General features: G+C 61.8%; 20 protein-coding genes and 1 pseudogene. 6 read left to right on the top strand and 15 right to left on the bottom strand.

Going from position 1 to position 24,940, the window contains the following annotated elements; translation table 11 throughout:
- Nucleotides 1-118: 118 nt before the first annotated feature.
- From F4Z81_09100 to F4Z81_09070, 7 genes and pseudogenes are all read right to left on the bottom strand, one after another.
- Nucleotides 119-2,293, bottom strand: a pseudogene (locus tag F4Z81_09100) (helicase).
- A 923-nt stretch (nt 2,294-3,216) separates the two neighbouring features.
- A complete protein-coding gene (locus tag F4Z81_09095) occupies nt 3,217-3,549 on the bottom strand; it encodes a type II toxin-antitoxin system PemK/MazF family toxin (protein MXW05206.1) in 333 nt (110 codons plus the stop codon).
- Complete coding sequence (locus tag F4Z81_09090; protein ID MXW05205.1) at nt 3,549-3,803, bottom strand: AbrB/MazE/SpoVT family DNA-binding domain-containing protein; 255 nt, start codon at nt 3,801-3,803, stop codon at nt 3,549-3,551. Before F4Z81_09090 ends, F4Z81_09095 begins: the two co-directional genes overlap by 1 nt.
- Nucleotides 3,804-4,007: 204 nt before the next feature.
- Nucleotides 4,008-4,652, bottom strand: a complete 645-nt coding sequence (tenA, locus tag F4Z81_09085; protein MXW05204.1) for a thiaminase II — start codon at nt 4,650-4,652, stop codon at nt 4,008-4,010.
- 38 nt (nt 4,653-4,690) lie between these two features.
- Nucleotides 4,691-5,500 (bottom strand): phytanoyl-CoA dioxygenase family protein, encoded by an 810-nt coding sequence (locus tag F4Z81_09080; protein ID MXW05203.1) that lies wholly within the window; start codon nt 5,498-5,500, stop codon nt 4,691-4,693.
- A gap of 34 nt (nt 5,501-5,534) precedes the next feature.
- Nucleotides 5,535-6,299 (bottom strand): hypothetical protein, encoded by a 765-nt coding sequence (locus F4Z81_09075; GenBank protein MXW05202.1) that lies wholly within the window; start codon nt 6,297-6,299, stop codon nt 5,535-5,537.
- Nucleotides 6,300-6,366: 67 nt separating this feature from the next.
- Nucleotides 6,367-7,527, bottom strand: a complete 1,161-nt coding sequence (locus F4Z81_09070; protein ID MXW05201.1) for an aminotransferase class I/II-fold pyridoxal phosphate-dependent enzyme — start codon at nt 7,525-7,527, stop codon at nt 6,367-6,369.
- Between the two features lie 27 nt (nt 7,528-7,554).
- On the opposite strand from F4Z81_09070, the gene F4Z81_09065 reads away from it, so the two are divergent.
- Complete coding sequence (locus F4Z81_09065) at nt 7,555-8,709, top strand: amidohydrolase family protein (GenBank protein ID MXW05200.1); 1,155 nt, start codon at nt 7,555-7,557, stop codon at nt 8,707-8,709.
- On the opposite strand, the gene F4Z81_09060 is transcribed toward F4Z81_09065, so the two are convergent.
- Nucleotides 8,706-9,557 (bottom strand): hypothetical protein, encoded by an 852-nt coding sequence (locus F4Z81_09060; protein MXW05199.1) that lies wholly within the window; start codon nt 9,555-9,557, stop codon nt 8,706-8,708. The two genes, F4Z81_09065 and F4Z81_09060, sit on opposite strands and share 4 nt — an antisense overlap.
- Before the next feature lie 170 nt (nt 9,558-9,727).
- Between F4Z81_09060 and F4Z81_09055 the strand changes: the two genes are divergently transcribed.
- Nucleotides 9,728-10,660: a hypothetical protein gene (locus F4Z81_09055; GenBank protein ID MXW05198.1), complete on the top strand. Its 933-nt coding sequence runs from the start codon at nt 9,728-9,730 to the stop codon at nt 10,658-10,660.
- On the opposite strand, the gene F4Z81_09050 is transcribed toward F4Z81_09055, so the two are convergent.
- From F4Z81_09050 to F4Z81_09040, 3 genes are read right to left on the bottom strand one after another with little or no spacing between them, the layout of a single operon-like run.
- Nucleotides 10,657-12,732, bottom strand: coding sequence for an amino acid permease (locus F4Z81_09050; GenBank protein MXW05197.1), 2,076 nt, complete (start codon nt 12,730-12,732; stop codon nt 10,657-10,659). The genes F4Z81_09055 and F4Z81_09050 overlap by 4 nt on opposite strands.
- 58 nt (nt 12,733-12,790) lie before the next feature.
- Nucleotides 12,791-13,162: an NIPSNAP family protein gene (locus tag F4Z81_09045; protein ID MXW05196.1), complete on the bottom strand. Its 372-nt coding sequence runs from the start codon at nt 13,160-13,162 to the stop codon at nt 12,791-12,793.
- Between the two features lie 38 nt (nt 13,163-13,200).
- The gene (locus F4Z81_09040; GenBank protein ID MXW05195.1) at nt 13,201-14,346 is read right to left on the bottom strand and encodes an alanine--glyoxylate aminotransferase family protein; all 1,146 of its coding nucleotides are present in this window, start codon (nt 14,344-14,346) and stop codon (nt 13,201-13,203) included.
- A gap of 288 nt (nt 14,347-14,634) precedes the next feature.
- On the opposite strand from F4Z81_09040, the gene ggt reads away from it, so the two are divergent.
- From ggt to F4Z81_09025, 3 genes are all read left to right on the top strand, one after another.
- On the top strand, nt 14,635-16,407 hold the full coding sequence (gene ggt / locus F4Z81_09035; protein MXW05194.1) for a gamma-glutamyltransferase: 1,773 nt from the start codon (nt 14,635-14,637) through the stop codon (nt 16,405-16,407).
- Between the two features lie 87 nt (nt 16,408-16,494).
- On the top strand, nt 16,495-17,517 hold the full coding sequence (locus F4Z81_09030) for a pyridoxal-phosphate dependent enzyme (GenBank protein ID MXW05193.1): 1,023 nt from the start codon (nt 16,495-16,497) through the stop codon (nt 17,515-17,517).
- Nucleotides 17,276-19,300, top strand: a complete 2,025-nt coding sequence (locus F4Z81_09025; protein ID MXW05192.1) for a hypothetical protein — start codon at nt 17,276-17,278, stop codon at nt 19,298-19,300. Before F4Z81_09030 ends, F4Z81_09025 begins: the two co-directional genes overlap by 242 nt.
- Nucleotides 19,301-19,302: 2 nt before the next feature.
- Here the strand turns inward: F4Z81_09025 and F4Z81_09020 are convergent, their stop codons facing one another.
- From F4Z81_09020 to F4Z81_09010, 3 genes are all read right to left on the bottom strand, one after another.
- A complete protein-coding gene (locus tag F4Z81_09020; GenBank protein MXW05191.1) occupies nt 19,303-19,692 on the bottom strand; it encodes a hypothetical protein in 390 nt (129 codons plus the stop codon).
- Nucleotides 19,693-19,733: 41 nt separating this feature from the next.
- Entirely contained in the window at nt 19,734-21,725 is a 1,992-nt protein-coding gene (locus F4Z81_09015) for a hypothetical protein (GenBank protein MXW05190.1), read from the bottom strand.
- Between the two features lie 72 nt (nt 21,726-21,797).
- On the bottom strand, nt 21,798-23,168 hold the full coding sequence (locus tag F4Z81_09010) for a sulfatase (protein MXW05189.1): 1,371 nt from the start codon (nt 23,166-23,168) through the stop codon (nt 21,798-21,800).
- A gap of 181 nt (nt 23,169-23,349) precedes the next feature.
- On the opposite strand from F4Z81_09010, the gene F4Z81_09005 reads away from it, so the two are divergent.
- On the top strand, nt 23,350-24,195 hold the full coding sequence (locus tag F4Z81_09005; protein MXW05188.1) for a phytanoyl-CoA dioxygenase family protein: 846 nt from the start codon (nt 23,350-23,352) through the stop codon (nt 24,193-24,195).
- A gap of 80 nt (nt 24,196-24,275) precedes the next feature.
- Here F4Z81_09005 and F4Z81_09000 read toward each other — a convergent pair.
- A partial coding sequence (locus F4Z81_09000; GenBank protein ID MXW05187.1) for a sulfatase-like hydrolase/transferase occupies nt 24,276-24,940 on the bottom strand: 665 nt, incomplete at its 5' end.

Below are 24,940 nucleotides of genomic sequence, written 5' to 3'. Positions count from 1 at the left end.
CCTCACGCCCCTATCACGCCCCTATCACGCCCCTGCTTGAGTACCCAGCGCATTAACGTTCCTCGATTCTTCGTCTCGACCAGCCGTATCCGGCACGAACCGACCGGGTCGGATTTCGCTATTCCATCAGGACATTCCTGAACCGGGCAATCGTCTCCCCGTCCAGGTCTTCGATATGCACTCTGCCGGATTCGAGCTCATGCAGTAGATCATCCAGATGCCTGTCTCGGTTCCTGAAGCGTTTGAAATCCGCCGTGGTCACATCCCTGTGGATGAGTCGCAGTTGCTCCCGCTGCTCCGAAGTCGGATAGGTAAACCGCAATTCGAAACGCCGCGCTTTCAGTTTTTCGTACTCAGCTTTCAACATGGCCATGTATTCGCCGAAACCAAGTACGCGAACCCACGCTTTGCTACGCGTGATCGCCGTAAACAGGCCAATACGAATGCTCGCCAGATTTCGAACCGCTGAATGGCAGTCCTGGGCATTGATGATATAGACCATTCCGGCTTCGTTGCCCTTGGCGCGGTGGATTCCGGTCAGGGTCACCGATGCTTTGCCCGGTCGAAAGAAGGTATTCGGATCCGTGTCGACTCCGGCGAGATGGGATCTGATGCCTAATTCCTTCAAACGACTGCGTACCGGCTCAACGTTCAACCGTGTCGAAATAGGATCTGGGTTGATGACCATGATGTCGTCGTGTCGCAGTTCGTCCTTACTGAGGTTTTCGGCGATGGCCTCAGTCAGCCAGTCCGTCTGTTCATCTCCGTTTCTGAAAGTGATAAAACGGACCAGGTCATCGGGGTCGGAATGGTCTTCCAGGAATCCAGGGCTCGTATCTTCTGTTCTGTCTAGCGTTACCGCCGAACCGTCGCGCAATGCGCCGGCCCGCACCCTGTATCCTATGTCCTCCCAGATATGTGCCCGGTCGAACATCTGGACCAGACCGGTTTCCGTCCCGTGGGGCGGTTTCCGGTATATCCCGAATCCAAGGGCAAAAGCCGTGGCGAGAACCGGCTTCGAGTTGCGGTAACATTTCGGCAGCATGATATCACGCTGCGGTGCGGGATGACCGGTATCGTCGAACCGCACCTTGGGCGATCCATCTTTGTTCTTCCCGAACATCTCCTCCGGAGAAGGCAGGGAACTGCCACGAAGACTCTGCAGTTCGTCATAGGCGTACACCAGTCTCCCGGGGTCTTTGAGCAGTTTGAAGCATAGCCTCAGAAATACGGGCGGTAAATCCTGCGCCTCGTCGACGAATATCGCGTCGTAGACCGGTTCGAGCTCACGTGCATAGGAAAGGGCGTAATCGCACGCCCCCTCGAACTCCCTGCCAGGTCCGAATCTGCTGCGTGCCTTCCCGAAATCGAGAAACGCCATGCCGTGCAGACGACAGAACTCATGATAGATCCCCTCGCGGTCTTTACCCCGCCATGAGCCCCAGGCGTTTACGATACGCAGCTTATCCCAATCAGGTTCTTCGCCAGTCTATTCTATGAAGAAGCTGTTGATCAGGCGACGAAACTGATCCTTGAGGGAACGTGAATTGAATGTGACTGCGATGCGCCAGTCAGGATGCTGCGCGTGGAGGTTGGCCGCTTTCAGCGCCAGTACGATGGTTTTGCCCGAACCCGCCAGGCCACGAATGCGTTGTACGCCTTCGACCGTTTCCATGACGGTTTGACTTTGCAAGGTGTCCAGTGTCGCAATCGATTTCTCGAGTTTTTCCAGCTTAGCGCCTCGCGTATCCTTCTCCATTACGTTCCGCCTGGATCCGCTTTTTCGAACCGTGGAAATGTGCTCGATCGCCGACAGCACCTTCTCACACATGTCCCGCATATCCTGGCCAAGGGGACATGACCCGGTGAACCGGTTTAAGGCCTGTATGAGTGTGGAGGCGTTCGCAAGCGTGTAATCGTCGATACAATGTGTATCCGGGTTGCTTAGTGCGGGGGCGAATGAGATGGTATGTATGGGAACCATTAGGTCCCGGCGCTCCATCAGTTCCTGGTGAACCTTAAGCCGGGCCTCGAGCTTGTTGGCCGAATCGTCCTGCCGCGCTCCGTAATCACCCGTTTCGTGTCCCTCGATGAGATCGAAAACGACCACACCCATTTCAGCCGAAACCAGCAAGGCGTCAATCATCTGGAGTCCTTCGGACGTACTGTATATCGGATAGCCGATGAACAAGCGCCCCGACCATGCGGATTGCTGTGAAACCACCTCCACCAGGGCTTCGCTTGACACGGGCTTCTGGCTGGTACCTCGAACGATATCGACACTCATGACGATTCCTTTCCACCGAGTCGCTTCCACAATCGTGCGATGCACACGTATTCAACAATTCGGAAACGACGGATTCTTACGCAGTCTGGCCGCAGCCAGTCTACGCCAGTCTGACTGCCTGTACGGACTGCGTTCTTCGGGTTGTGTACTTGATTAGTCGGGAAAAACGGAGGGGTCTTGTAAGGAAATGTCAGATGGTAGGATGGCGTTTGTTGTCCTGTTTAGGAGACAACTCATGCTTCAGGAAAAACGGTATATTTACAGTACAGTGAATATCGTATGAAGGTAGAGCGGACCGAATGCGGCGACGGCGGTGCGCATCCGCTGCTTTAGCACCACCTGATCGTAGGTATCAAGTCGATGTTTGGGGTTTCGGGGGCGATATTGGGGCCGTGGGTCACGGCACAGTTGAGATCGGTAACCCGGCCGTGGTCGGAGAGCCAGACGAGGGCAGCTTGCTAGACGTCCACTTCGGTGAGCACGGTCATGGCGTCTTGCGATTGGTGCTTCGGTCCGGCATGGTCAGGTTAGTGCCGCGCGGTATGTTTTCCACCAGCCACTGACCGAGCGCTTTCCGCGGACCTTCCTTTCGCTCGCGCCAGACACGTTCCGGAGTCACGACGAACGATCTGCGCGTTCCGATGCGTTGCGGGCCTTCTTCTTCTGACAGGCGCAGTATCTCGGACAGCCGCGCCTTGGCCTCGGATACCTTTCAGACTCGTGGAGGTTTGACTTCGTGCTGATTCAATGTGCCACCTTTTAAGTTCATACCGTACCATTATGGATTGCTATTTGAGTACTATTGCATCTGTCAAGGGAAGTAAGTTCGATGTTTAACCTTGAAGTTCTCCCACTGCCGTAAACGCAACAACGTCCACCACTGCAGTCGAATCCGGCCCTGGTGGGTCAATCATCGCCCGTTTCAACCGTTATTCTGCGTACATCTCGGCGATGATGCGGCGCAACTGTGCCGCGCTTTCGGCGGAAAGGCTGTCGACATGTTGTCCCAGACGCTGCTTGCTGATAGCACGTATCTGGTCAACGGCAACCTCGGCGTCCTGCTCCGCGCACCGCACTTGCAGACGCCCTCGCCAGCGTGGATGCAGTTTAGAGGTAAGGGGACAGACGACCACAGTCTCGAGGTGCCGGTTCATCTCATCGCGGCTGACAATCACTACCGGCCTGACCTTGCGAATCTCAGCACCTTTGGTGGGATTCAAATCGGCCATATACACGGCGTACCGCCGGGGAAACGGGGCCATCAATCCAATCCATCGGAAATAGTGAAGTCGAAGTCGCTCCAGTCCTCTGATTCTGCGGCCATGGCGCGGTAGGTCTCCTCCCAGGACAAGTTATGATTCACCTTGCCCCGCAAGACGACGCTTTCCTCCATCTCTTCCAGCGTCACCCGGTCACTCCATCCATACTTGTCCAGCAGCGACTTGGGTATACGGATGCCTCTGGAGTTTCCAATAGGAATCAGTTTGATTTCCCTGATGCGAGACGATTTGTCCATACATTTCACCCCCGCTGTGGGTTGATCACGTAATTATTGTAATTACATTGACTGCCCGTGTCAATGCGATATCACCTATCGCTCCTGATTACCTGTCGAACCAGACTCACCCTGATTTCCAAATCAAGAAAGTAGGATGCTTCTTGCCTTTCCTTTGTCATTTTCCTCCACTTTTCCGCTTACTCGCTGAACTCCTGGACCGTCTCACACCGGCCACTGCTCCTTCCGATAGCCCATATCCCAGAACATCCACTCGTACCGGCTGGTCGTGATGTAGTGCCCCAGCATAGCCTCGCGTTCCTCAGTGGGGAGCCCGCGCGCGACACGGTTGGTGATTTCGAGGACGGCGACGACGCATTCGGCGAACTGCTCGCCGGCGTAGGTGTCGATCCACTGCTGGTACATGGGATCCGGCGATCCCTTCTCCGCCAGCGCCTTGCCCACCTCCCAGTAGATCCAGTAGCAGGGAAGCACCACGGCCACAACCTCGTGGAAGGGCCGGCCGTAGGCCACGGAAAGGAGGTAGCTCGTATAGGCCTGGCATACCGGCGCCTTGGGCGTGGCCCAGACCGCTTCCGACGACAGGCCGAAGACGTCGAAGAAGTTTTCCTGCATGGCCCGCTCTTCCACGAGACACCCCTTGGCATGCTCGTTGAAGAGGATGATGGTGTCCTCGTCCGGTGCCTTCACCGCGGCGAGGCTCAGGGCCCGGGCGTAGTCCTTGAGATACAGCGCGTCCTGGACGGTGTAGAATTCGAAAGCCGAACGGTCGAGGTCGCCTGAGGTAAGCCCCTTGATGAAGGGATGGGCGAGTATGGCGTCGTATATTGCGGCCGTCTCCGACCACATGAGATCGGTTATAGAGGTTTTCGAGGCGGCCTTGGACATCAGGACACTCCCGCCCGATCCACAGTCCCGACCCGCACCACGCCGTCCTTCCGCCGGTCGACCGCACGCACGTGCTCCGCGTAGTCGTCGCTGCGAAAGTAGGCGCTGTCCAGGTTGTCCGTTTCGGACGTGACCGACGCGGTGACCCAGTGCGTCGCGTAGCCGCGCCGCCAGCGGTCCGACGTGTTGCGGCGCGACGAGTGGAGCGTCTCCGAGTGGTGGAAGACCACGCCGCCCTTGCGCACCGGCGCGGAGGCTTCCATCGCCCAATCGATCAGGTCGTCCGGTGGCGCCAGGTTGTAGGGCTGGCCGGGGACCTCAACGTGGTCGATTATGCCCTTCTTGTGCGAACCGGAGATGTACCTGAGACAGCCGTTCTCTTCGTCTACGTCGTCGAGGGCAATCCAGGCCGTGATGACGTGGCCGCCCGGCGTGCACCGGAAGTAGAAATTATCCTGATGGTAGGGTTTCTCCGAACCGAATCGCGGAGGTTTCATGAAGAGCTGGTCGCTCTTGAGCAGGGGTTCTTCACCAGTGAGTTGCCGGAGGATGTCCCGAAGCCGGCAATCCAGGGCGAAACCACGGAACATCGGATTCCGCAGGTAGGGACTGTCGATCTTGCGCGGCGCGGACTCACCTGTTTCGGATCGGTCCAGCAGGTAGCCCTCCATGGATTCCTCTACCTCCATGGAGTCCGCCGTTTCCACGGCCAATCGGGCCACCTCGTCGGCCTCTTCCGGACCGTAGACACCCTCGACGACCAGCCATCCCCGCTCATGGAATCTTCGGACCTGTTCTGCGTCAATCATCCCGGCATCCTTCCCGGTCGCCGCCAATCGACCGTCATCCGCTCCGAAGCGCGTCCAGGTGGTCCTGCAGGACGCGCAATCCGTAACCCAACGGGCTGCCGACGTTGATGTACCGGTAGCCCCAGTCGATTTTCTGCCGGATGTCCTGGAGGTCGTCCAGCGTCGTCCCCGCCATGATTCCCGTGCCCTCGAGCCGCCGGGGGAATTCCCGGATGGCCGTCTGCACCTCGGCCGAATCGGTCTCCGTGATCATCCCCATGGTGGCGGACAGATCCGTGGGTCCCATGAAGAGGATGTCGATCCCTTCCACCTGCTTGATTTCGTCAAGGTTGTCGAGGGCTTCGACGCTTTCGATCTGCAGGACGGTGACGGTTTCCGCGTTGGCCGTTTTGACCACGTGGTTGAATTCCAACCCGGCCATCATGGCCCAGTACGGGGATACGCCGCGCTGGCCCTCCGGCGCATATCGAGCGAACTGCATCGCCCGTTCCGCCTCTTCGGCCGTATTGACCTGGGGGATCATCACCGCGACGGCACCGATATCATAGGCCTTCTTGATCAGCGCGGGATCGTTCCAGGCGACGCGGATCATGGGCGCCACGTCTCTCTGGCGCGCGATCACCGGCACCATGTCCAGGTCTTCCACGGCGCTCGCGGAATGCTCGGTGTCGATCCAGAGGAAATCAATGTCGGAACGGCATACCACCGAGGCCGTGAACGAATCGTGGGCGGGCAGGACCGTGCCCAGCAGCAACTCGCCGTCGCGGATGCGCCGCTTGAGCGGGTTAGGGTATTTCATCTGGAATCAGCAACTTTCTGACACGCCGAAACGCGCGCCCGGTTGTCCTGCGAGCATGGCCGCGCGCCTACAACGCGCTGCGTTCCCGCTTGAAGGCGGTGATGAAGGCCTCGTTCTCCCGCGGCAGGCCGACGGAGATGCGCATGAAGCCTTCCATGTCGAAGGCCTGGCGCACGTAGACCTTCTTCTCCCACAGGCGGTCGATCAGAGTGTTCACGTTGGGACCGATCTCGACGGTGACGAAGATCGTCTGCGTCCGGATCGGGCTGTATCCCATGGCCTCCAGTTCCGCGTAGAGAAACGCCTTCCCCTCGCGGACGATCTGCACGGTACGCTGGACGTGCTGCTGGTCGTTCAGCGCGGCCATCGCGGCCACGATCGACAGGGTGTTCTTGTTGAGCAGGCCGATGCTGAACTGCTGCATGCGCTCCAGCAGGGCGGGATGGGCCACGCCGTAACCGACCCGCATGCCACCCAATCCGTAGGCCTTCGAGAAGGTCCTGGACACCAGCAGGTTCTCCACTTCCTTCGTCAGGGAGATCATGGACGGGTAGTCGGGATTGTCGACAAACTGGATGTAGGCTTCGTCCACGCAGACGATGACGTCCTTCGGCATCGCCCTGATCGTGCGTTCCAGCGCGGCGGCATCGAGAAGCTGGCCGGTGGGGTTGTTGGGATTGCAGATGCTCACGATCCGGGTGTCCGCGTCCACCGCAGCCGCTATGGCCGGCAGATCGATTTGCCAGTCCCCGGTCAGCGGAACCTGCTTGACGGCCTGTCCGAGTTCATCCGCCGTCCTCGGAATGGATCTATAGGACGGGAAGGCCGTGACCGCGTTTCCCGGATTGTTCCAGAAGGCCGCCAATGTCGCGGTCAGCAGGATTTCCGACGAGCCCACGCCCAGGACGACCGACTCGGGGTCGACATCGTGGTGGGCGGCCAGGGCTTCTTCAAGGTCGTTGTGCATCGTATACCGGTTCATGCCGAACATCTTGCCCGCCACCGCCTCGATGGCCCGTTGCGAGGCACCGAGGGGATTCTCGTTGATGCTGAGCTGGACGAGCGTGGGATCGTCGAGTCCGACGCCGTTCACCTGCTGCATCGTGGTTCCGCTGACCATCTGGGCGGCCGCCTCCCAGGCAGGCGTGCCCATCAGCGTGACGCCCGCGCCGCCCAACATGGTGCTGCGCAGGAAACTGCGCCGGTTCATGTCTTGTGCTTCAGCCATAATAGCCTCCGTCTTCAATGGCGATTCATGGGATGTGATCTCGAGCAAAATGTGCGTCCGGTATGGTGGAAAGTCAAAGTTTCTTTTGATCTTGAAAAGGCAGAACGATATGGGTACACTGAACCGGTCTCACACGAAACGAACCGCAGCTATCCCCCGCAACCGCGAGGAACCTTCATGAGCGTACCAGACTACCAGGATTTCGATCGAAGCTTCTGGGACGAGGAACTGGCCGATTTCGTGCCGGAAACCGTCTATGACATGCACGTGCACATGTGGTCGGAACGTCACCGGGGAAAGCTTCCGCCGGGTCCCACCGGGCTCCGGCTGGAGATCGACTACCAGGACCACCTCGCCTGGGCGGAGAAGCTGTATCCCGGACGCAGGATGCACTACCTCGTTCTCGGCACGCCGATCCCCGGCGGGATCGACACGGAAGGCCACAACGACTGGATGGCCGGGGAGATGAAGCAGGACCCTGAATCGGCGATCAACATGATGGTCACGCCGGACATGACGCCGGAGTACGTGGCCGCCCAGGTGAAAAAGCACGGCTTCCTGGGCCTCAAACCCTACCGGACCTTCGCGCCGGACCCCACCCACTGCCGCATCCGGGACTTCCTGCCCGAGTCCTTCATCGAGGTGGCCCACGACCTGGGACTGGCCATCACCATGCACATGTCCAAGCCCGAAGGGCCGGCGGACGCGGACAACCAGCGGGACCTGGCCGACTATACGAAGCGCTATCCCCGCGCCCAGTGGATCCTCGCCCACTGCGCACGGGCCTTCAACTGCTTCATGATGGAACGCGCCATCCACTTTCTCACGGACCTGCCCAATATATGGTACGACACGTCGGCCGTGAACGACCTCTACTCCCAGTACCTGCTGATGAAGCACGAGGACCGGTCGCGCGTCATGTTCGGTTCGGACAACGTGGTGGCGGGATGCGCCCGGGGCAAGTACGTCACCTACGGGCGGGCGTGGACCTACTACGAAGGCACGACGGAGACGACGCCCCACTGCGATTCCAGGGCGACGCTGGTCATCTACGAGCAGTTGCGGCAGGAGAAACAGGTGGCGGACATGCTGGGTCTGACGTCGCAGGAAATCGAGGACCATTTCTCCGGCAACGCCCGGCGGTTCCTGCGACAGGTCCGCGGTCAGCAGGACTGGCGCTAGCCCCGCGACGGCTCCGCCATCCGCAGCCTGGCCTTGCGGACCTCCTCCACCAGGTGGTCCTGGTGGGCCAGGGGCTGTTCCAGGTGTTTCATGCGCGCCGGACCGGCCGTCTCCAGCATGGCATCGCCGTAGACGCTATCGAGCCAGAAACGCGCGGCGGCGGCGATCTCGTTCTTCAGTAACAGTATATCCTTATCGTCGAACCGGGCCGTGCAGTTGATCGTGAACATTCTGCGCCGGTCGCTCCCGCCCCAGGCGCTGTGCTTGGTGTTCTGATTGAACACGACGATGTCCCCCGGTTGCGTCTCCAGCGCCACGGCCGGCACCTCCCAGCCTTCGATACCCCAGTTTTCATCCGATTTCCTGATCTGGGATTCGAGCGAATCGGCATATGCGTCGCCCCAACGGTGACTGCCGGGGATGACCCGCAGTGCGCCCGTTTCCCGCGTCAGTGGGTCGAGGTAAAGGGCCATTTTGTAATAAACGCGGGGCGGGGCGCCACGCTTCTTGCCCGACCAGTCCGTGTCGGAATGCCAGTTAGTATCGCTGACGTAGAAATTGCCGTCGCTGCCCAGGTACACGAAGTCATCGCCCAGGAGGCTGCCGAAGATTCCGTTGACGCGGGGATCGTCGATGAGCGAGGAAAGTACGGTATGCTGATCGATGAAGGGCACGATGCAGGATCTGGCCGTCCCGTCGTGGGGCTTGCCGTCATGACCGCCGCCGCGTTCGGTCCATACGGCCTCGAAGGCCTCGACGATCTCGTTGATCCGATCCTTCAACAACCCGGGGAAACCGAGATAGCCGAAGGTATCCATGAACGCCAGTTGTTCTTTCGTCAGTCTCATGGTTTGTTCTCCGCGCCGGACCACTGGATCGGTCGGTCGCTGGATGGGCAGGTTTTATGGCTTGTAGGGCACCGATGGAACGAATACAATCACAAGTGGGATGTATGCAATCCTGAATATAGTGTACCCGTTACGCAAGATGTTAAAAAATACTTAAAAAGGAGCGTTCCATGCGCCGGTTTACCCGCACCCCCTATCTCTCCGGACCGGACGATCCGGCGTTCAAGGAGATCCGCGGCGTGCTCGAACCCGGGGAGACGGTTCAGGTCGAGACCTACGGCGGCCACGACCAGGACTATCTCGCCAAGAAGGACCTGCGGGCCGGGGCGGTCATGGACGTGGATCCCTACCGGTACTCACGGCCGTGCGGACCCTTCCACATCGAGGGTATCGAGGCCGGGGACTGGGTGTCCGTGGAAATCCTCGACATGGAGGTCGGTCCCTACGGCTTCTACCGCAACGGCGGCCCCCACTGGGGCAGCCTACGCCTGATCGCCCCGGTGCGGGACGGCCTGGTCCATTTCCCGCCCGATTTCGTGGTGCCGGTGCGGCCCATGATCGGTGTCGTCATGCTGGAATCGGTCGCCCTCCACCAGATCGACACGGGCGGCAACATGGATTTCAACGCGATCCAGCCGGGCAGTACCGTCCACATCAAAGCCCAGAAGCCGGGTGGACTGCTGTCCCTGGGCGACGTGCACGCCCGGATGGGGGACGGCGAGCTTACGGGGACGGGTGTGGAGATCGATTCGACGATCACAATGCGCGTGGACCGGTCGCCCGGGTTTCCGTGCAGCGCTCCGGTGGTGGAGAAGACCCGGATCGTGGAGTCGCAGGAAGAATACCTGACCAGCGGGCAGGGCTACAACTGGGAAGAGGCCGTCAAGATCGCCTGGAGCGAGATGAACGCCCTGATCGCGGACCGGTACGACACCACCGTGGAATACGCCAACCTCATCGTCGGCACCATCGCCGACGCCCGTCCGGGCTACTCCGCCGGCCTGCTGAACCGCCGCGGCAACGCGGACGCCCAGGCCTACGTGACCTGCCAGATGGCGGTGACGAAGGAACTGCGCCGTACGGGGACGCCTTACGTGCCCTAGTCGTGGTACATCCGCCGGAAGGCGTTCAGGTCACCGGGATCTCCAATAACAGTCAACAGATCGCCGGACTTGATCACGGTATCGCCCGTGGGGACGATCACCTCGTCGAACTGGCGTATCCACACGATCCGGCATCCTCCTGGGATTTCCATTTCCGATACGGGCACTCCGATCAGGCCGCTCGCGGGCGACTGGGGAAGGACCGGGACGGTCAGGTAACGGTCGCTCCGCAGGAAGATGTCGCGAAGGGCGTGTTCGTCGACCGCGGCCATCCACACCAGGCCGAAATTCACGTCGTCGGCCCGTTCCGCGATCCGGGCCAGCATGCGCAAATGCAGCGAGGTGTGCTCCGCGGGGCTGACCAGGAAGAAAAACGCGTGGATATTGTCGGAAGTTAACGTGCCGGTCACGGGGTTTTTATAGTCTACCCGTACGCCCTCGAATGCGCGGACGAGTACCAGTTCCGGCAGGGCGATATCCGGCATGCGAAAATGGCGCAACATCACGCCTTCGGCGACCGGCGTTCCGCCGGCATCGGTCTTCTGCATGAATCGGTCGTTGATCTCATCGATTGAAAGCCCGATCCGGGGCGACAGCTTTTCCGCCGCAACGGCGGTAACCCGACCGAAATCGACTTCCTCTTCGAAATCGACCGGCTGGCACCGGGTGATCATGTCTTCAAAGGGGTCTTCGTCCCGAAGCCCCTTCTCTTTGAGGATCCCGCGCAGTTCCCGGTCCAGCCCCTGGTAACGCGACCGGCCAAGCCGTTCGAACATGTGGTAGATCGCGCCGTTGCGGTCCGCCCTGAACCGCGCGTAGTAGAAATACCACAGGGTCCCGGCGGCGATGAATCCGACGATGAACAGGATGGCGGGCAAACCCATCTGCCAGATCACCAGGAAGGGCAGCACCATGCCCGCGATGTGCATCCAGGGGTACCAGGGCGAGCGGTATCCCGGGTCGTACTCGGCGATGCGGCTTTCCCGCATCACGACGACCGCAAAGCACACGACGGCGAAAACGACGAGTTGAAAGGCGCTCGCCAGCTTGGCGATGCCCACGGGGTCGAGGGTCAGCAGGATGACGAGGATGCTGCCCACAGTGAGCAGCAACGAGCGGACCGGCACGCCCCTGGCGGTTACCTGGCTCATACCGACGGGCAGCAGGCGGTCCCGGCTCATCGCCAGCGGATAGCGGGAAGCGCTCAGGATACCCGCGTTCGCCACGGAGACGAAGGCGAGCAGGGCCGCCACGGAGAGGAGCAGGCTTCCCCACCAGCCGTACAGGATGCCGGCCGCCGTCGCCGCCGGCGTAAGGTCGCCCGCGAGGCGTTCGATGGGAATGACGCCCACCATGACCGTCGTGCCAAGGGCGTACACTGCGACGGCGGTGGCCAGGGCCAGGAATACGCCCCGGGGAAGGGTCTTTTCCGGTTTTTCGATTTCTTCCGCGAGACTCGCGACCTTGGTCACACCCACGTAGCTGATGTAGACCAGTCCCGCCGTCCCCATGAGCGTGGTGATCTCGACGTCGAAGAGGCCCTCGAACGCGACGGCATCCAGCGCCGGGACCCCGCCGCCGACAAAACCGGCCAGCAGCAGGAGCAGGGCCATCACCAGGTAGATCTGCAGGCGGCCGCTCTTCGCGGCGCCGAAGTAGTTCACCGCGCCGAGGCCCGCTGCAAGCGCCAGGGCCACGGGCAGCTGGGGCAGGCCCGGGAAGAAAAGGGCGATGTAGGCACCCATGCCCACCAGCGCGAAGGTGACCTTGAGGATGAGCGCCAGCCAGGTACCGATCCCCGTGATCAGTCCGGCGAATGGTCCCAGGGACCGGTCGACGAAGTAGTACACGCCGCCCGCGCGGGGCATGGCGGTGGCCAGTTCCACGACGCAGAGCATGGCCGGGATGAGGGGAAGGGTCGCCACCAGGTAGGCCAGCACCAGGGAAGGACCGGCCTCCATCGCCGCAAGGCCCGGCAATAGAAAGAAGCCCGCGCTCAACGTGGTGCCCGTCGCGACGGCGTAGACTTCGAAGAACCGAAGTTCCTTCCTCAAGCGCTGTTGTTTCGCCATGAAGGTGCCGATCTACCGCTCGGGTGTTCTACTGCAAGGCGTTCTACTGCAGGGCGATCTATTGCAGGGGAGAGAAGGGAACCGGCGTCAGGATCCGGTTGGCCACCTCGGCGACCAGCACGCCGTTCCTCTCGCTGTCGGCCTTGGCCTTGATCCATGCGGGGTCGGCCATGAACGCCGCCCAGGCCCGGTCGCGGTGGTTCGCGTCTTCAAAGGCCAGCAGATAGGTGACCTCGTGGTTGCTCGGGCCCACCGCGGTCTGCCAGAAACCGACCAGTTTCATGCCGTGTTTCTCGAAGAGGGGCACGGCGTGGTTCGTAAACCGGTCCAGGATATCCGGCACGCGGCCGGGCATGATTTTGTAGATCCGTTCTTCGTAGATCATCTCGGTTTCTCCCACGGCGGAGGTTCGACGAGCACGCCCGATCATCCGGCGCCGGGCGGTCAGGGGTCGGGCGAACTGCGGTTTCAGTCCAGGCCGGCCAGGCACGCGCCGCGCGCCACGTCGAATCCCTGGCGGCGCAGGTACTGCTCCAGTCCGACGAGGAAGGGCGTAACGGCCTCCAGGTTGGCGTTATGCGCCATGTGACCCACGCGAATGGTCCGGTTCACGTAGTCGCCCAGGCCCAGACCGACATGCATGCCGTACTCGGCCTTCATGAAATCGGAGAAGGCGACGGGCTTGAACCGGTCTTCCGACAGGATGACCGTCATGTTGACGCAGGCGGCCCGTTCATCGGCCATGACCTTGAGGCCCATGGCGCGCACGCCCTCCCGCACCACGCGGGCGACCTTGCGGTGCCGGGTCCAGCAGGCCTCGAGCCCCTCTTCAAGGATATCGTCCGTGCTTCTGATCAACGCGACGAAGTTGTTGACGGGCATGGTGCCGGGATGGGGATGTACGTCGGCCTGGGTCTCGGCGAAATGGCGGAGGTTCTGCAGATCGGCCATGAACCCGCGGGGCTCCCGCCGGTCTTTCATGGCGTCCCAGGCCCGGTCGCTCACGGCCACGAGGGCCAGGCCCGGCGGCGCGCCCAGGGCCTTCTGGGAGGCGCACACCGTGACGTCGATGTCCCAGGCGTCCATCAGGTACTGCTCGCCGCCCACGGAAGCGATGGTGTCCACCAGGACGAGCATGCCGTGTTCCCGGGCGGCGGCCGCCAGTTCATGCACCGGGTTGGCTACGCCCGTCGACGTTTCACCGTGCACCATGAAGACCGCCTTCAGACCTGGATTTGCCGCGGCCGCCTCGTGGATATCCGCAGCCTCGAAGGGGATACCCCAGGGTTTCTTCGACACCACCGAATCCAGCCCGAAAGCCCTGGCGAGATCGTCCAGTCGCTTGCCGAAGAGACCATTGTCGAGCGTCAGGATCCGGTCGCCGGGATTGAACAGGCTGTTCATGACCACGTCATTGGCCGTGTGGCCCGATCCCACGAGCGGGAAGACGTCTCCTTCCGTCCCGATCACGCGCTGGAGATTGGAAACGGTCTTACGCCAGATCTCCACCCATCGATCTCCGTAGTGGGCGGTAAGCGGATCGCTCATGTGGGCGAGCACGTCGGGGCTGACTTCGATGGGACCGGGGATCATCAGACGGTAGTGTTTGCGCATGGATGTTACCTGTGGAAATGGAGCATCGAATGAGTTCAGTCGTCGTTTCCTGTGTCGTTACCTGTCGGTCGAAATATCGTTCGAATATACGGCAACGGGGCAGGTGGATCAACAGAGAAAAACTGAAGGCGCAGGGGGTGTCCAACGTATCTCTAATTAGTGTATTTCGTGGACTTTCGCAGGTTACCGGATATACATTGGCCTTGACTCGGACGGGATGTCCGCCTTTATTACTTCAGTCTGTATAAACATAGCGGTATCGCCACCAAAAGCATGAGGTTCCGGTAAATGATTCATCGATTGAAGACCCTGGCCGTTCTGTGCGGCTTCATCCTGCTGTCCACCACCGTTCAAACGTCCCATGCGGCTTCGCGCAAGCCGGTGGTCGGCAAGAAGGGCATGGCGGTGGCCGTCGAACCCCTGGCCACGCAGATCGCCGCGGACATCCTCAAGAGGGGCGGCAACGCGGTGGACGCGGCCGTGGGACTGGGGCTGGCCCTGGCGGTGACCCATCCTTCCGCCGGCAACATCGGCGGCGGCGGCTTCATGGTCATCCGCCTCGCGGACGGTACGGCCGTGGCCATCGACTACCGGGAAAAGGCGCCCGGGAAGGCCCATGCCCGGATGTACCTGGACCCGGACGGTAACCGGGCCGTGAACCAGAACGTCGTCCTCACCCGCGGCGACGGCACCTCCTATCATCCCTTCACCAACCGGATCCACCACCTGGCCATCGGCGTGCCGGGCACCGTCGCGGGATTCGCCCTGGCCCTCGAGAAGTACGGCACCATGTCCATGGCGGAGGTCATCCAGCCCGCCATCGATCTCGCCGAGAACGGTTTTATCCTGACGGAACGCATCGCCCGGGGACTGAACGGGCGCAAGGTAATCTTCGACCAGATCCCCGCGAGCAAGGCGGCCATGCTGCGCAGCGACGGCGAGGCCTGGCAGGAAGGCGACCGCTGGATCCAGAAAGACCTGGCGGAAACCCTGAAGCTCATCGCGCAACACGGTCACGACGGGTTTTACAAGGGCAGGACCGCCGAGCTGATCGAGAAGGACATGAAGGCCGGCGGCGGCATGATCGACCGGACCGACCTGGCCAACTACCAGGCGATCGTCAGGGAACCCATACGCAACACCTACCGCGGGGAATACGAGATCATCTCCATGCCCCCGCCGAGTTCGGGCGGCATCACCATGTCGCTGATGCTCAATATACTCGAAGGGTACGACGTGAGCCGGATGGGCCATAACGCGTCCAACACCCTTCACATCATGACCGAAGCCATGCGCCGGGCCTATGCCGAACGCGCCAGGCACCTGGGAGACGCGGACTTCGTCGAGATACCGGGACATCTCACGACAAAGGAGTACGCCGCGGAGCTTCGGACCACGATCGATCCCTTCTTCGCCACGCCCAGCGAGGAACTGGGACCTGAACTGACCATGGCAACGGAGCCCATGGAAACAACCCATTATTCCGTCGTCGACCAGTGGGGCAACGGCGTATCGAACACCTATACGCTTGAAGGCGGGTACGGCTCCCACATCGTCATCGCGGGAACGGGCATGATTACGAACAACGAGATGGGCGATTTCAATTACCAACCGGGGGTCACCCGAAACACCGGACAGATCGGCACGCCGCCGAACCTCATCGAACCGAACAAGCGGATGCTGAGTTCGATGTCGCCGACCATCGTTACGCGCAACGGCGAACTGTACCTGGTAGTGGGCAGCCCCGGGGGACGCACGATCATCAATACGACCATGCAGCTGATCCTGAATGTCGTCGATCACGGCATGAACATCCAGGAAGCAGTCGACGCGCCGCGCATCCACCACCAGTGGTTCCCGGACTTCCTACGCGTGGAAGGCGGAGTGGGGACCGACGTCGTCGACGCCATGAAGACGAAGGGGCACAATCTCAGCAGCCGCGGATGGGGAGGCGGTTCATACCGCCAGGGAGACGGCCACAGCATCATGGTGGACCCCGAAACCGGCGATCGCCTGGGCGCCCCTGACCCCAGGATCGAAGGCGCTGCATTCGGACATTAGGCGAACGCGCCGGAAGAACCCCGTTGGGATGATTCCTGTTGGGATGATTTCCGCGGGGAACCCGGCCTCTCGCCTGCTGGAGCAGCCATATTGAAGTTGTACGACCGTGACGCCGCGCAGGAACTGCGTCACCTTCTGGGCAGGTTCACCCGAGCGCCGGTGGCCCACCTGCCCACTCCGCTACAGGACTGTCCTCGCCTCGGGGAGGCCCTCGGGGGCCCCCGCATATTCATCAAACGCGATGACATGACCGGGCTGGCCATGGGCGGAAACAAGGCCCGCCAGTTCACCTACTCGCTGGGTCCCGCCCTCGAGAACGGGTGCGACTACCTGGTCCACGGCTCCGATTCCCAGTCCAACCAGTCCGCGCAGACCGCCGCGGCCGCCGCCCGGCTGGGCATGAAGTCCATCGTGGTCATCCCGCGGGACCACCGATCCTATCCCGTTTCCGGCAACCTGCTGCTCAACCACCTCATGGCGGACCAGATCAAGTACGTCTTTCCCCTGACCGTGAAGGACGAGTTGAAAAAGCAGATCGACGAGCTGGAATCCAAGGGGTCGAAGGCATACGACACGAGCAGCGACGGCGCGATCCTGCGTGCCGTGGCCTACGTCGATGCCGTCCTTGAACTGTGCGAACAACTCGCGCAGCGGAGCATAACCCCAAGGGCCATCTATACGAGTTCCATGACCCATACCATCGTAGGGCTGGTCGTCGGACTGCGCGCCGTCTCCGCCAGCTTCAAGGCCGTCGGGCTCAACTACTGGGTGGGAGACGACCGGGAGATGCAGGAACGTCTCGCGCCCGTGGCCAACGAATGCGCCTCGGTCATCGGACTGAAACACACTTTCACACCGGACGATTTCGATGTCTCCTGCGCGTTCGCCAAACCGGATTTCGGCGAACCGTCGCGAACCAGCCTCGAAACCATGCGCCTGGTGGCGCAGACCGAGGGCATCGTACTCGACCCGGTTTACACGGCCAAGGCCATGGACGGCCTGGCCATACACATCCGCGAGGGGCGGTTCCAGACGGACGATTCCGTCGTATTCCTTCACACGGGAGGAACGCCCGCCGTATTCGCCTACGGAGACGAGCTCTTCGGTTGAGCCGCTCCGGTTGGATACACCAACCCATTCACGAGAGGTTATATCTATTTTGTTTCGCAGATCATCCAGGACGTCACGAACGTCCAAGACAGAAAGCAAGGAGCAGGCCGTCCTGACCAGACGGGTTACCAGAGACCGGGTCCACCAGGTATTCGGTCCGAACGTCTCACCGGCTATCACGGTGAGCCGCGGCGAAACCGTCGTAGTGGAAACGCAGGACTGCTACAGGGGTCTTCTTACGAAAGAACCCAAAACCCATGGAGATGTCGACCGGTCCGGGGGTATACCCGTAACCGGTCCGATCTACGTGGAAGAAGCCAGCATCGGCGATGTGCTGTCGATCCAGGTCAAGCAGATCGCGACGGCCGGTACCGGCGTTTTCGCCGTGCGGCCGGAGACGGGTGTTCCCGGTCAGGATATTGAAAGACCGGAGGTGCGCGTCCTCGAAGTCAACGAAAACCAGGTTCACCTGGATGACCGGCTCAAGCTGCCGCTTCACCCGGTGATCGGTAGCATGGGCGTTGCGGCCAAGCACGGGGAAATCGATACCCTCTACCCGGGCCGGCACGGCGGGAACATGGACACCCTGGAAATCACGACAGGGTCCCGGGTCTACCTCCCCGTGCAGGTCAACGGCGCCCTGTTGTCGCTGGGCGATGTGAAGGCCTGCGTGGGAGATGGACAAATCGCCGGTTCCGGCGTGGAAGTCGAAGCGGAAGTCACCCTGCGGGTGGACACGCTGCCGGGCGGCCGGTTCTCCTGGCCCCGGGTCGAATCCAAGGGCGAGTGGATCACCATCACGTCCGCGTCCACGGTAGACCAGGCGGCACGCCTGGCGATCACGGAAATGGTGAAATGGATCTCGCAGGACAAGGGGCTCGACTTCGATACGGCCTACGCGCTGGTCAGCCTGGGCGGCAGCCTGCGCGTCAGCCAGTGGGGAAATCCATTGACGACCGCGCGCATGGTATTTCCCAAGCGCCTGATCAACAAGCTCAAATCGGTGCCCGCCGCATCCGGCCGGCTCAATTACCGGGTGCTGCCGCCCGCGGCCAATGGCGACGCCGGAGGCGAGACCGTGGCGGCCGAAACGGAACAACCCGCAGCCCGTTCATCTCGCAGATCCGGCTCGGGACGTTCGCAGCGTGGATCGGGCAGGTCCCGACAATCCGGCGGCCGGCGCGGAACGCGCCAGAAGTCGAACGGCGCGCCGACTCCCGCCAGCGGCGAGAACGACCAGCAGGACGCCGCCAGGGACGACCAGCAGGTCGCAGCCAAAGACGAGGGGAAGGTCGTGGTCCAGGACGACCGGAAGGCCGCAGCCAAAGACGACCAGCAGGTCGCGGCGAAAGACGACCAGCAGGTCGCAGCTAAAGACGATCAGGAAGTCGCGGCTACAGAGAAACAGCAGGAAACAGCCAGGGGCAAGCGTGGCGGGCAGACGAGCCGGGGTGCCGCGCGAGGCAATGGTCACAGGCGGACCCGGGGCAGATCCGCCAGGAAAGACGAATCCGCCAGGAAAGACGAATCCACCAGGAAAGACGAATCGGTCTCGCAAAAGGACCCATCGCCGGTGCAATCGGACGCCGGGTCCGTCCCGGTGGAGGCCGCTCCGGCAGCCCGCGGCGGAAAGGATGCCGTGACGGAACCGGCAGAAAACGCCGCGAAAGCCTCGGATTCCCGCAACGAGGTGCAACAGGCCGCAGACGAGACCGCGCAGGATACCGCTCCCGCCAAGCCCACATTCGGAAGGAGGCAACGTCGAGCGGTCCGCCGGTCGTAAGATCAGCTACGTTTCGATTCGGAGTCTATCTGGATCTCTGTCTCGAAAGCGGTGCCGAAATCGAACACCTCGTCGAAGTCTTCGATGGAGTCTTCCTCGGTCTTGCGCAGTAGTCCCTCGTTGACGAGATTGAACACGATATCGCCGAACTGACGGGTTTTCGAGATGTTCCACTCGTCGAAGACCAGCTTCGCCGCGATGCCGAACCGCTCGAGGGCCAGATCCCGTATGCCGAGGGAGAGTTCCTTCCCCGTGATGTGCCTGCGGACAGTCAGTTTTTCCACCGTGAAGGAAACCGCCTCCATGACGAAGAGGTAAGCCCGCCGGGGATATCGGCCATCCGTTTCCAGGATACGGTCGAGTACTTCCTGGGGATCCTTTTCTTCCGACACGTCACACCTCCGTCAACCGAAGCCGGCCGGCAACCGTCCGTTTACCAGTTCTGTACGGGATGGCCGGCCCGCGGAAACCACGTGACGTCCGCCACGTAGGACAGAAACACGCCCAGCACGAAGGCCACGAGCATGCCCATCACCGCGGGTATGGCCTGCCGGTAAAGCTGGATGCCGCCGATCTTCAGCAGCAGGGCCTTCACGCACCAGACCAGGAACAGGGTGAAGGCCGAACTGGCCATGCCCGGCGTCAGGACCACGGTGAACCCGATGGGATGCAGCGACCACCACGTGAACCGGTGATGGGCCTGGATCAGCAGGGCAGTGATCAAACCGCCGAACATCATGAACCAGAACTCGGTGCCTGTGATCGCCTCCCGGTTGTTGATCCATTTAACCAGATTGTCGTAAGGTAGCTTGGTCCCGTTGTTGAACGCAGGCTCGAAGAACTGCGAAGCCCCGCCGTGATTGTATCCCAGGTACAGCGTGAAGACCAGCGCCACGACGATGCTCATCGCGAGCACGGCGGTGATCGTCCTGAAGGACCCCTTGCCGGTGCCGCCCAGTTCATCGTCCACCTTCGCAATGTGCCCCATGGAGCACATGCCGAGCGTGCGCCAGTTCCGGGCGTATGTATTGGCGATGGCCAGGTTGGTCAGGTCCCGCGTGCTGATGCTCCCGGAACCGATGACGGCCACGGTGAAGTCGTGGGTCTCGAAGGGCAGGTCCAGGAATACGATGCCCGTCTCCGCCACGATGCGGGTCACGCCCACGAACATGATCAGGAGAGAGCCCATCATGAAGGCAATGATGCCGAGGGACATGCCCGACGCGTACAGCCAGCAGACGATGTACGTAACGCCCCCCAGCACGCCCAGCACGGCCATTCGGTAAGAGAAGAACTCCCTGGAGTCGTCCACGTGGGGCGCCTTGCCCAGCGCCTTCATCACGACGTCCTTCAGGTGCCGCCTTGCGGACCACAGCGCGAAAAGGGTAAACATGAGAAAACCGCCGGAATGCTGCGATTTGACGACGGCGAAGGCCCCGGGCACGCCGAGGCGCGTCATGATGCCCTGCTGAATCGTCATGATGACGAAAAACACCCAGATGCTGAACAGGACGTTCAGGTTGGTGAAGTAACCGACACCCGCGACCAGGAAATTGAATTTCACGGGAATGGCGGGAAACGACCGCGCCAGCACAAGGTTAAAAAAATGCAGTGGACCGAGGGGGATCGGACTGACCCAGTTGAAGAAACCGACGATGTTCCAGAGGAAAATGAACAGCGTAATGCCGAAGGCGTACCAGAACAGCTTCGACTGCATCACGGCCGGCAGCGCCCGGCCCTTTTGCTCCTCGATCATGATCAGCGGGATCTGGGCGAGGGGGAAGGTCAGCCGCTCGTGTTCCACCCACTGCTTGCGTAGCATGACCATGGCCGATGCGCCGACCACGAAGATGGCGAGGAAGAAGGTGATCCACCAGACCATCGGAACCGTCCAGGCAGCGCGGATCATACCGAGTACCGGGGGGCGGCTGTCCGGGATGCCCTCGAAAAACCATGTGAGGGCTTGCTGTTCGTCCTGGACAATGAGCCAGGAGGGCAGGTACTGGAAGAACAGTTCCGCCCACTGGTTTTCCGTGGTGGCGTTGTAGTACGGTCCCGTAATACCGCCGATCCAGTAGGAACTGAAGGGCCAGGCAGGAATGGTCGAAGCGGTGAACACCAGGAAGAAGACGATGATCAGTTCGTTCCGGTTAAGCACCCTGGACGGCCAGAAGCGTTTCAGCAGGGGATTGAGTCCCAGCACCACCAGCAGGAAGGGGAACAGCGCGGAAACGGGCAGGTGAGTCAGACTGATGAAGGACGACTGGGAGATATAGCCCGCGTGGATCGTCCAGATGTTCAGCAGAATGGACAGGAAGACGCCGATCAGCAGCGCCCTGCGGGTGAGCCCGGTGGTCAATGTGGTTGCCAGGCCCCCGCTTCCGGACTCGCCGGCCCGCGGGGTGGTCTTGCTGGTCTGGGACATGAAAGCTTCGATTTCCCTTGTTGTTCAGGCACTGCCGCCGGGGACGGGCCGGTGCGGTTCAATCCCGGGTGTTCAATCCCAGGTGTTCAGTCCTTCTCTGCCGAATGCCGGAAGCAGGACGAAGTGATCATCGGTTTCCTTCATCCGCTGCCGAAGCAGGTCGTGGTGCCGCGTGATCTCCGCCCTGTACGCCGGATCCTCCACGAGATTCCGCTGTTCCCATGGGTCCGCTGCAAGGTCGAAGAACTGCCAGGGCGTGCCGCCGTGGTTGTCGCCGCGTACGGTGTATTTATACCGGGCGGTACGGAACCCGCGCCACACCCAGTCGTGGAAGGCGACGCCCATCCGCTGCTCCGCCACGAATTCCAGCATCACGCCCTCCCTGTCCAGGCGACCGACACTGCCGTTGATCAGCGGGGCCAGGTTCTCGCCGGGCAGGGCGTCTCTCGGCTTCAGCCCGGCGAGACCCAGGATGGTGGGGAACAGATCCTCGGTGGAGACCGGGTCCTCGACCACGGCACCGGCCCGTTCCGGGTGACGAGGGTCCGCCACGATGAGGGGAATCCCCGTGGACTCTTCGTAGGGCCACTGCTTTCCCCGAAGACCATGGGCGCCGCCGAGCTCTCCATGGTCCGCCATAAACAGCACAACGGTCTCCCCGTGCAGCCCGGTACGCAGAAGGAAGGCGCCCAGGCGGCCCATGTTCCAGTCCAGGTTCTCGACCATGGCGTAGTACCGCTTCCGGTTGAGCATGAACCGTTCCGCGGCCTCGGTGTCGGCCGCCTCCACGTTGGGCGGCAGCACGATGTCCATTGCCTCCCAGCTGCGCTGCAGGGCCTCCGGCGCTTCGAAGGGATCATGCGGCGGTTCGACGGAGATCACCATGCAGAAAGGACGGGACGGGTCCCGGCGCTCGAGGTAGTCCATGGCGAGGTCGAAGAGTCCGTCGGTCTGGTATCCTTCGACCGGCCTGGGCACCGGATCATCGTCCTCGAAGTAATAAGTGTCGAAGGGACCGTTCCTGAGCTCGAATCCCATCCATTTCCGCCACCGGCCCCGGTAGGCTTTCTTCACGGGCGTCCGTCCGCACTGCACGGCGGATCCCATGCGTCCGTGGCCACCGTCGAGATGCCATTTCCCCGTATAGATCGTTTCGTAGCCCGCCTCGTTGAACTCGTCGGCCAGGGTCCGTTCCGCCGGAGACATCCTGTATTCGATTGCGGGGACCTTCCGGTCGTGGGCGTACAGGCCCGTCATGAGGGTAAAGCGGAAGGGAACGCAGATGGGGCAGGTCGAGGTGGCGCGCTCGAAGCGCACGCCCCGGCCGGCAAGCGCGTCGACATGGGGTGTGACGATGTTTGGGTCCCCGTAGGTGGACAGGGCCTGCCGCCGCAGTTGATCACTCAGGACGATCAGCACATTGGGCGGTGATGAAGCCTTCATACCAGTTGCCTTGTCCGGTCTTCGGAGAACGAAAGTACGACAGAATACCCGGGTGGCGGTGCCGGTTTCACCGGGTCAATAAGGTTGTGCCGTGACGGAGGGGCCGCTATATTTCCGGTCAAGAGAATAACGAATAAACACGCGTAAATCAACCCGATTCCCCTGGAGGCATCGCCACCCTATGACCAGACCGGACGACCTGGACATCTACCTGTTCGACCTGCAGGGCTTCCTCCACCTGGAGCAGGCCCTGACGAAGGCCGAGGTGGCGGAACTGAACGCCTGTCTGGACGCGATCCCGCCCCTGTCTCCCGGTGAATGGCACGGTTACGTCCACGCCCACACCTACGGCACCGTGGACGGCCTGAACCTGCAGCAGATCTACGAGGCGGGCGCTCCGTTCGAAGCGCTGATCGACCATCCTTCCTGGATCGACAGGATCAAGCACTTCGTGGGCGGGGAGGGTACCTTCGACTACGCCCACGGGCCCCTGTTCATCGACGAGAACTTCGCAAATTTCCGGGAGACGGGCGAGGCGATCGGACTGCACTCCGGGGGATACCCGCCCATCATGCGTAACGGATTCCGCTACCACGGCGGCCGGTTCATGTGCGGCCAGATCAACGTGCTGATCGCGCTGACCGATATCGGACCCGGCGACGGCGCCACCATGGTCATCCCCGGCAGCCACAAGTCCAACTTCACCCACCCCGATTTCGCCCGGCACGCCATGAAGCCGAAGGGCGCCTCGGTGGAAGGTATCGCCGCGTCGGTGGAACTGTTCATGGAAGCCGGTGACGCGCTGCTCTTCGTGGACGGTATCTCCCACGGTTCGGCCATGCGACGGAACGCGGGCACCCGGCGTATCGTGGTCTACCGGTACGGACCGTCATGGGGCAACTTCCGACACGGTTACCAGCCGTCTCCCGAGTTGCTGGAACGCCTTACCCCGGACCGGCGGCAGATCGTCTCACCGCAAAAGGTCGCGCCCGATGGAGCGCCCTACGGCGGGCCCGATCTGCACTAGGCAGCTGGATCAGTAGCCGGGCGGCCCGGCCGGCGCTGCCGTCATGGCCGGAGCGACGCGGCCGGTACCAGGTGGCAATGTCAGGGCGGAAAGTGAAATCGTCGATGCAGCCGTCTCTGCAGCGCCGCGACCCTTTCCGGCTGTTCGTCCGCCACGTTATCTAACTCGTCCGGATCGTTTACCAGATCATACAGTTCGACCTCGCCCGTGTGATGCGCCACCAGCTTGTGTTCCGCGGTCCGGATCAGCCTGAACTCCCGCAGTGCACTGGCCGCTTCCTCCCGGTGCGTCGTCCGTTCCCCCACAAGCACCGGTCCCAGGTCTCGCGCGTCGAGGCCTTCCTGGGCCGGCAGGCCCGCCAGCGCGCACAGTGTAGGGTTGACATCGATCAGTTCCACGAGGGCGTCGGACGTACGCCCGCCCGGTATGCCCGGTCCGGCGGCGATCAGGGGCACCCGCAGGGCCGCCTCGTAGGGCACCGACTTGGTGTACAGCCCGTGATCGCCCAGCATCTCGCCGTGGTCGCTGGCGAAGACGATCACGGTGTTCTCCCGCATGCCCCGCCGTTCAATCGCTTCAATGATCCGGCCCACCTGGTCGTCGATCAGTTCAATGGCCGCGCAGTACTGTCGGCGGGTGACGGCAATCTCCTCGGCGGAGAGATCGCGGCGCCGGGCCTTGACCCAGTCCGGCTTCCCCTCGCGGCCACAGTCTTCGCGACGGCCACCCTCGCGACCATCATCCC

The sequence above is a fragment of the Gemmatimonadota bacterium genome (genome assembly GCA_009835325.1).
GTDB lineage: Bacteria > JAAXHH01 > JAAXHH01 > JAAXHH01 > JAAXHH01 > JAAXHH01.
Note: the sequence above shows the minus strand (reverse complement) of the source record. Positions and strands in the feature narration are given on the sequence as shown.

Bases quoted from the DNA above. Each gene is read 5' to 3' on its own strand.
- F4Z81_09095 (MXW05206.1), bottom strand. From the start codon at position 3,549: ATGGCCCCGTTTCCCCGGCGGTACGCCGTGTATATGGCCGATTTGAAT.
- F4Z81_09090 (MXW05205.1), bottom strand. From the start codon at position 3,803: ATGGACAAATCGTCTCGCATCAGGGAAATCAAACTGATTCCTATTGGA.
- tenA (MXW05204.1), bottom strand. From the start codon at position 4,652: ATGTGGTCGGAGACGGCCGCAATATACGACGCCATACTCGCCCATCCC.
- F4Z81_09080 (MXW05203.1), bottom strand. From the start codon at position 5,500: ATGATTGACGCAGAACAGGTCCGAAGATTCCATGAGCGGGGATGGCTG.
- F4Z81_09075 (MXW05202.1), bottom strand. From the start codon at position 6,299: ATGAAATACCCTAACCCGCTCAAGCGGCGCATCCGCGACGGCGAGTTG.
- F4Z81_09070 (MXW05201.1), bottom strand. From the start codon at position 7,527: ATGGCTGAAGCACAAGACATGAACCGGCGCAGTTTCCTGCGCAGCACC.
- F4Z81_09065 (MXW05200.1), top strand. From the start codon at position 7,555: ATGGGATGTGATCTCGAGCAAAATGTGCGTCCGGTATGGTGGAAAGTC.
- F4Z81_09060 (MXW05199.1), bottom strand. From the start codon at position 9,557: ATGAGACTGACGAAAGAACAACTGGCGTTCATGGATACCTTCGGCTAT.
- F4Z81_09055 (MXW05198.1), top strand. From the start codon at position 9,728: ATGCGCCGGTTTACCCGCACCCCCTATCTCTCCGGACCGGACGATCCG.
- F4Z81_09050 (MXW05197.1), bottom strand. From the start codon at position 12,732: ATGGCGAAACAACAGCGCTTGAGGAAGGAACTTCGGTTCTTCGAAGTC.
- F4Z81_09045 (MXW05196.1), bottom strand. From the start codon at position 13,162: ATGATCGGGCGTGCTCGTCGAACCTCCGCCGTGGGAGAAACCGAGATG.
- F4Z81_09040 (MXW05195.1), bottom strand. From the start codon at position 14,346: ATGCGCAAACACTACCGTCTGATGATCCCCGGTCCCATCGAAGTCAGC.
- ggt (MXW05194.1), top strand. From the start codon at position 14,635: ATGATTCATCGATTGAAGACCCTGGCCGTTCTGTGCGGCTTCATCCTG.
- F4Z81_09025 (MXW05192.1), top strand. From the start codon at position 17,276: ATGTCTCCTGCGCGTTCGCCAAACCGGATTTCGGCGAACCGTCGCGAA.
- F4Z81_09015 (MXW05190.1), bottom strand. From the start codon at position 21,725: ATGTCCCAGACCAGCAAGACCACCCCGCGGGCCGGCGAGTCCGGAAGC.
- F4Z81_09010 (MXW05189.1), bottom strand. From the start codon at position 23,168: ATGAAGGCTTCATCACCGCCCAATGTGCTGATCGTCCTGAGTGATCAA.
- F4Z81_09005 (MXW05188.1), top strand. From the start codon at position 23,350: ATGACCAGACCGGACGACCTGGACATCTACCTGTTCGACCTGCAGGGC.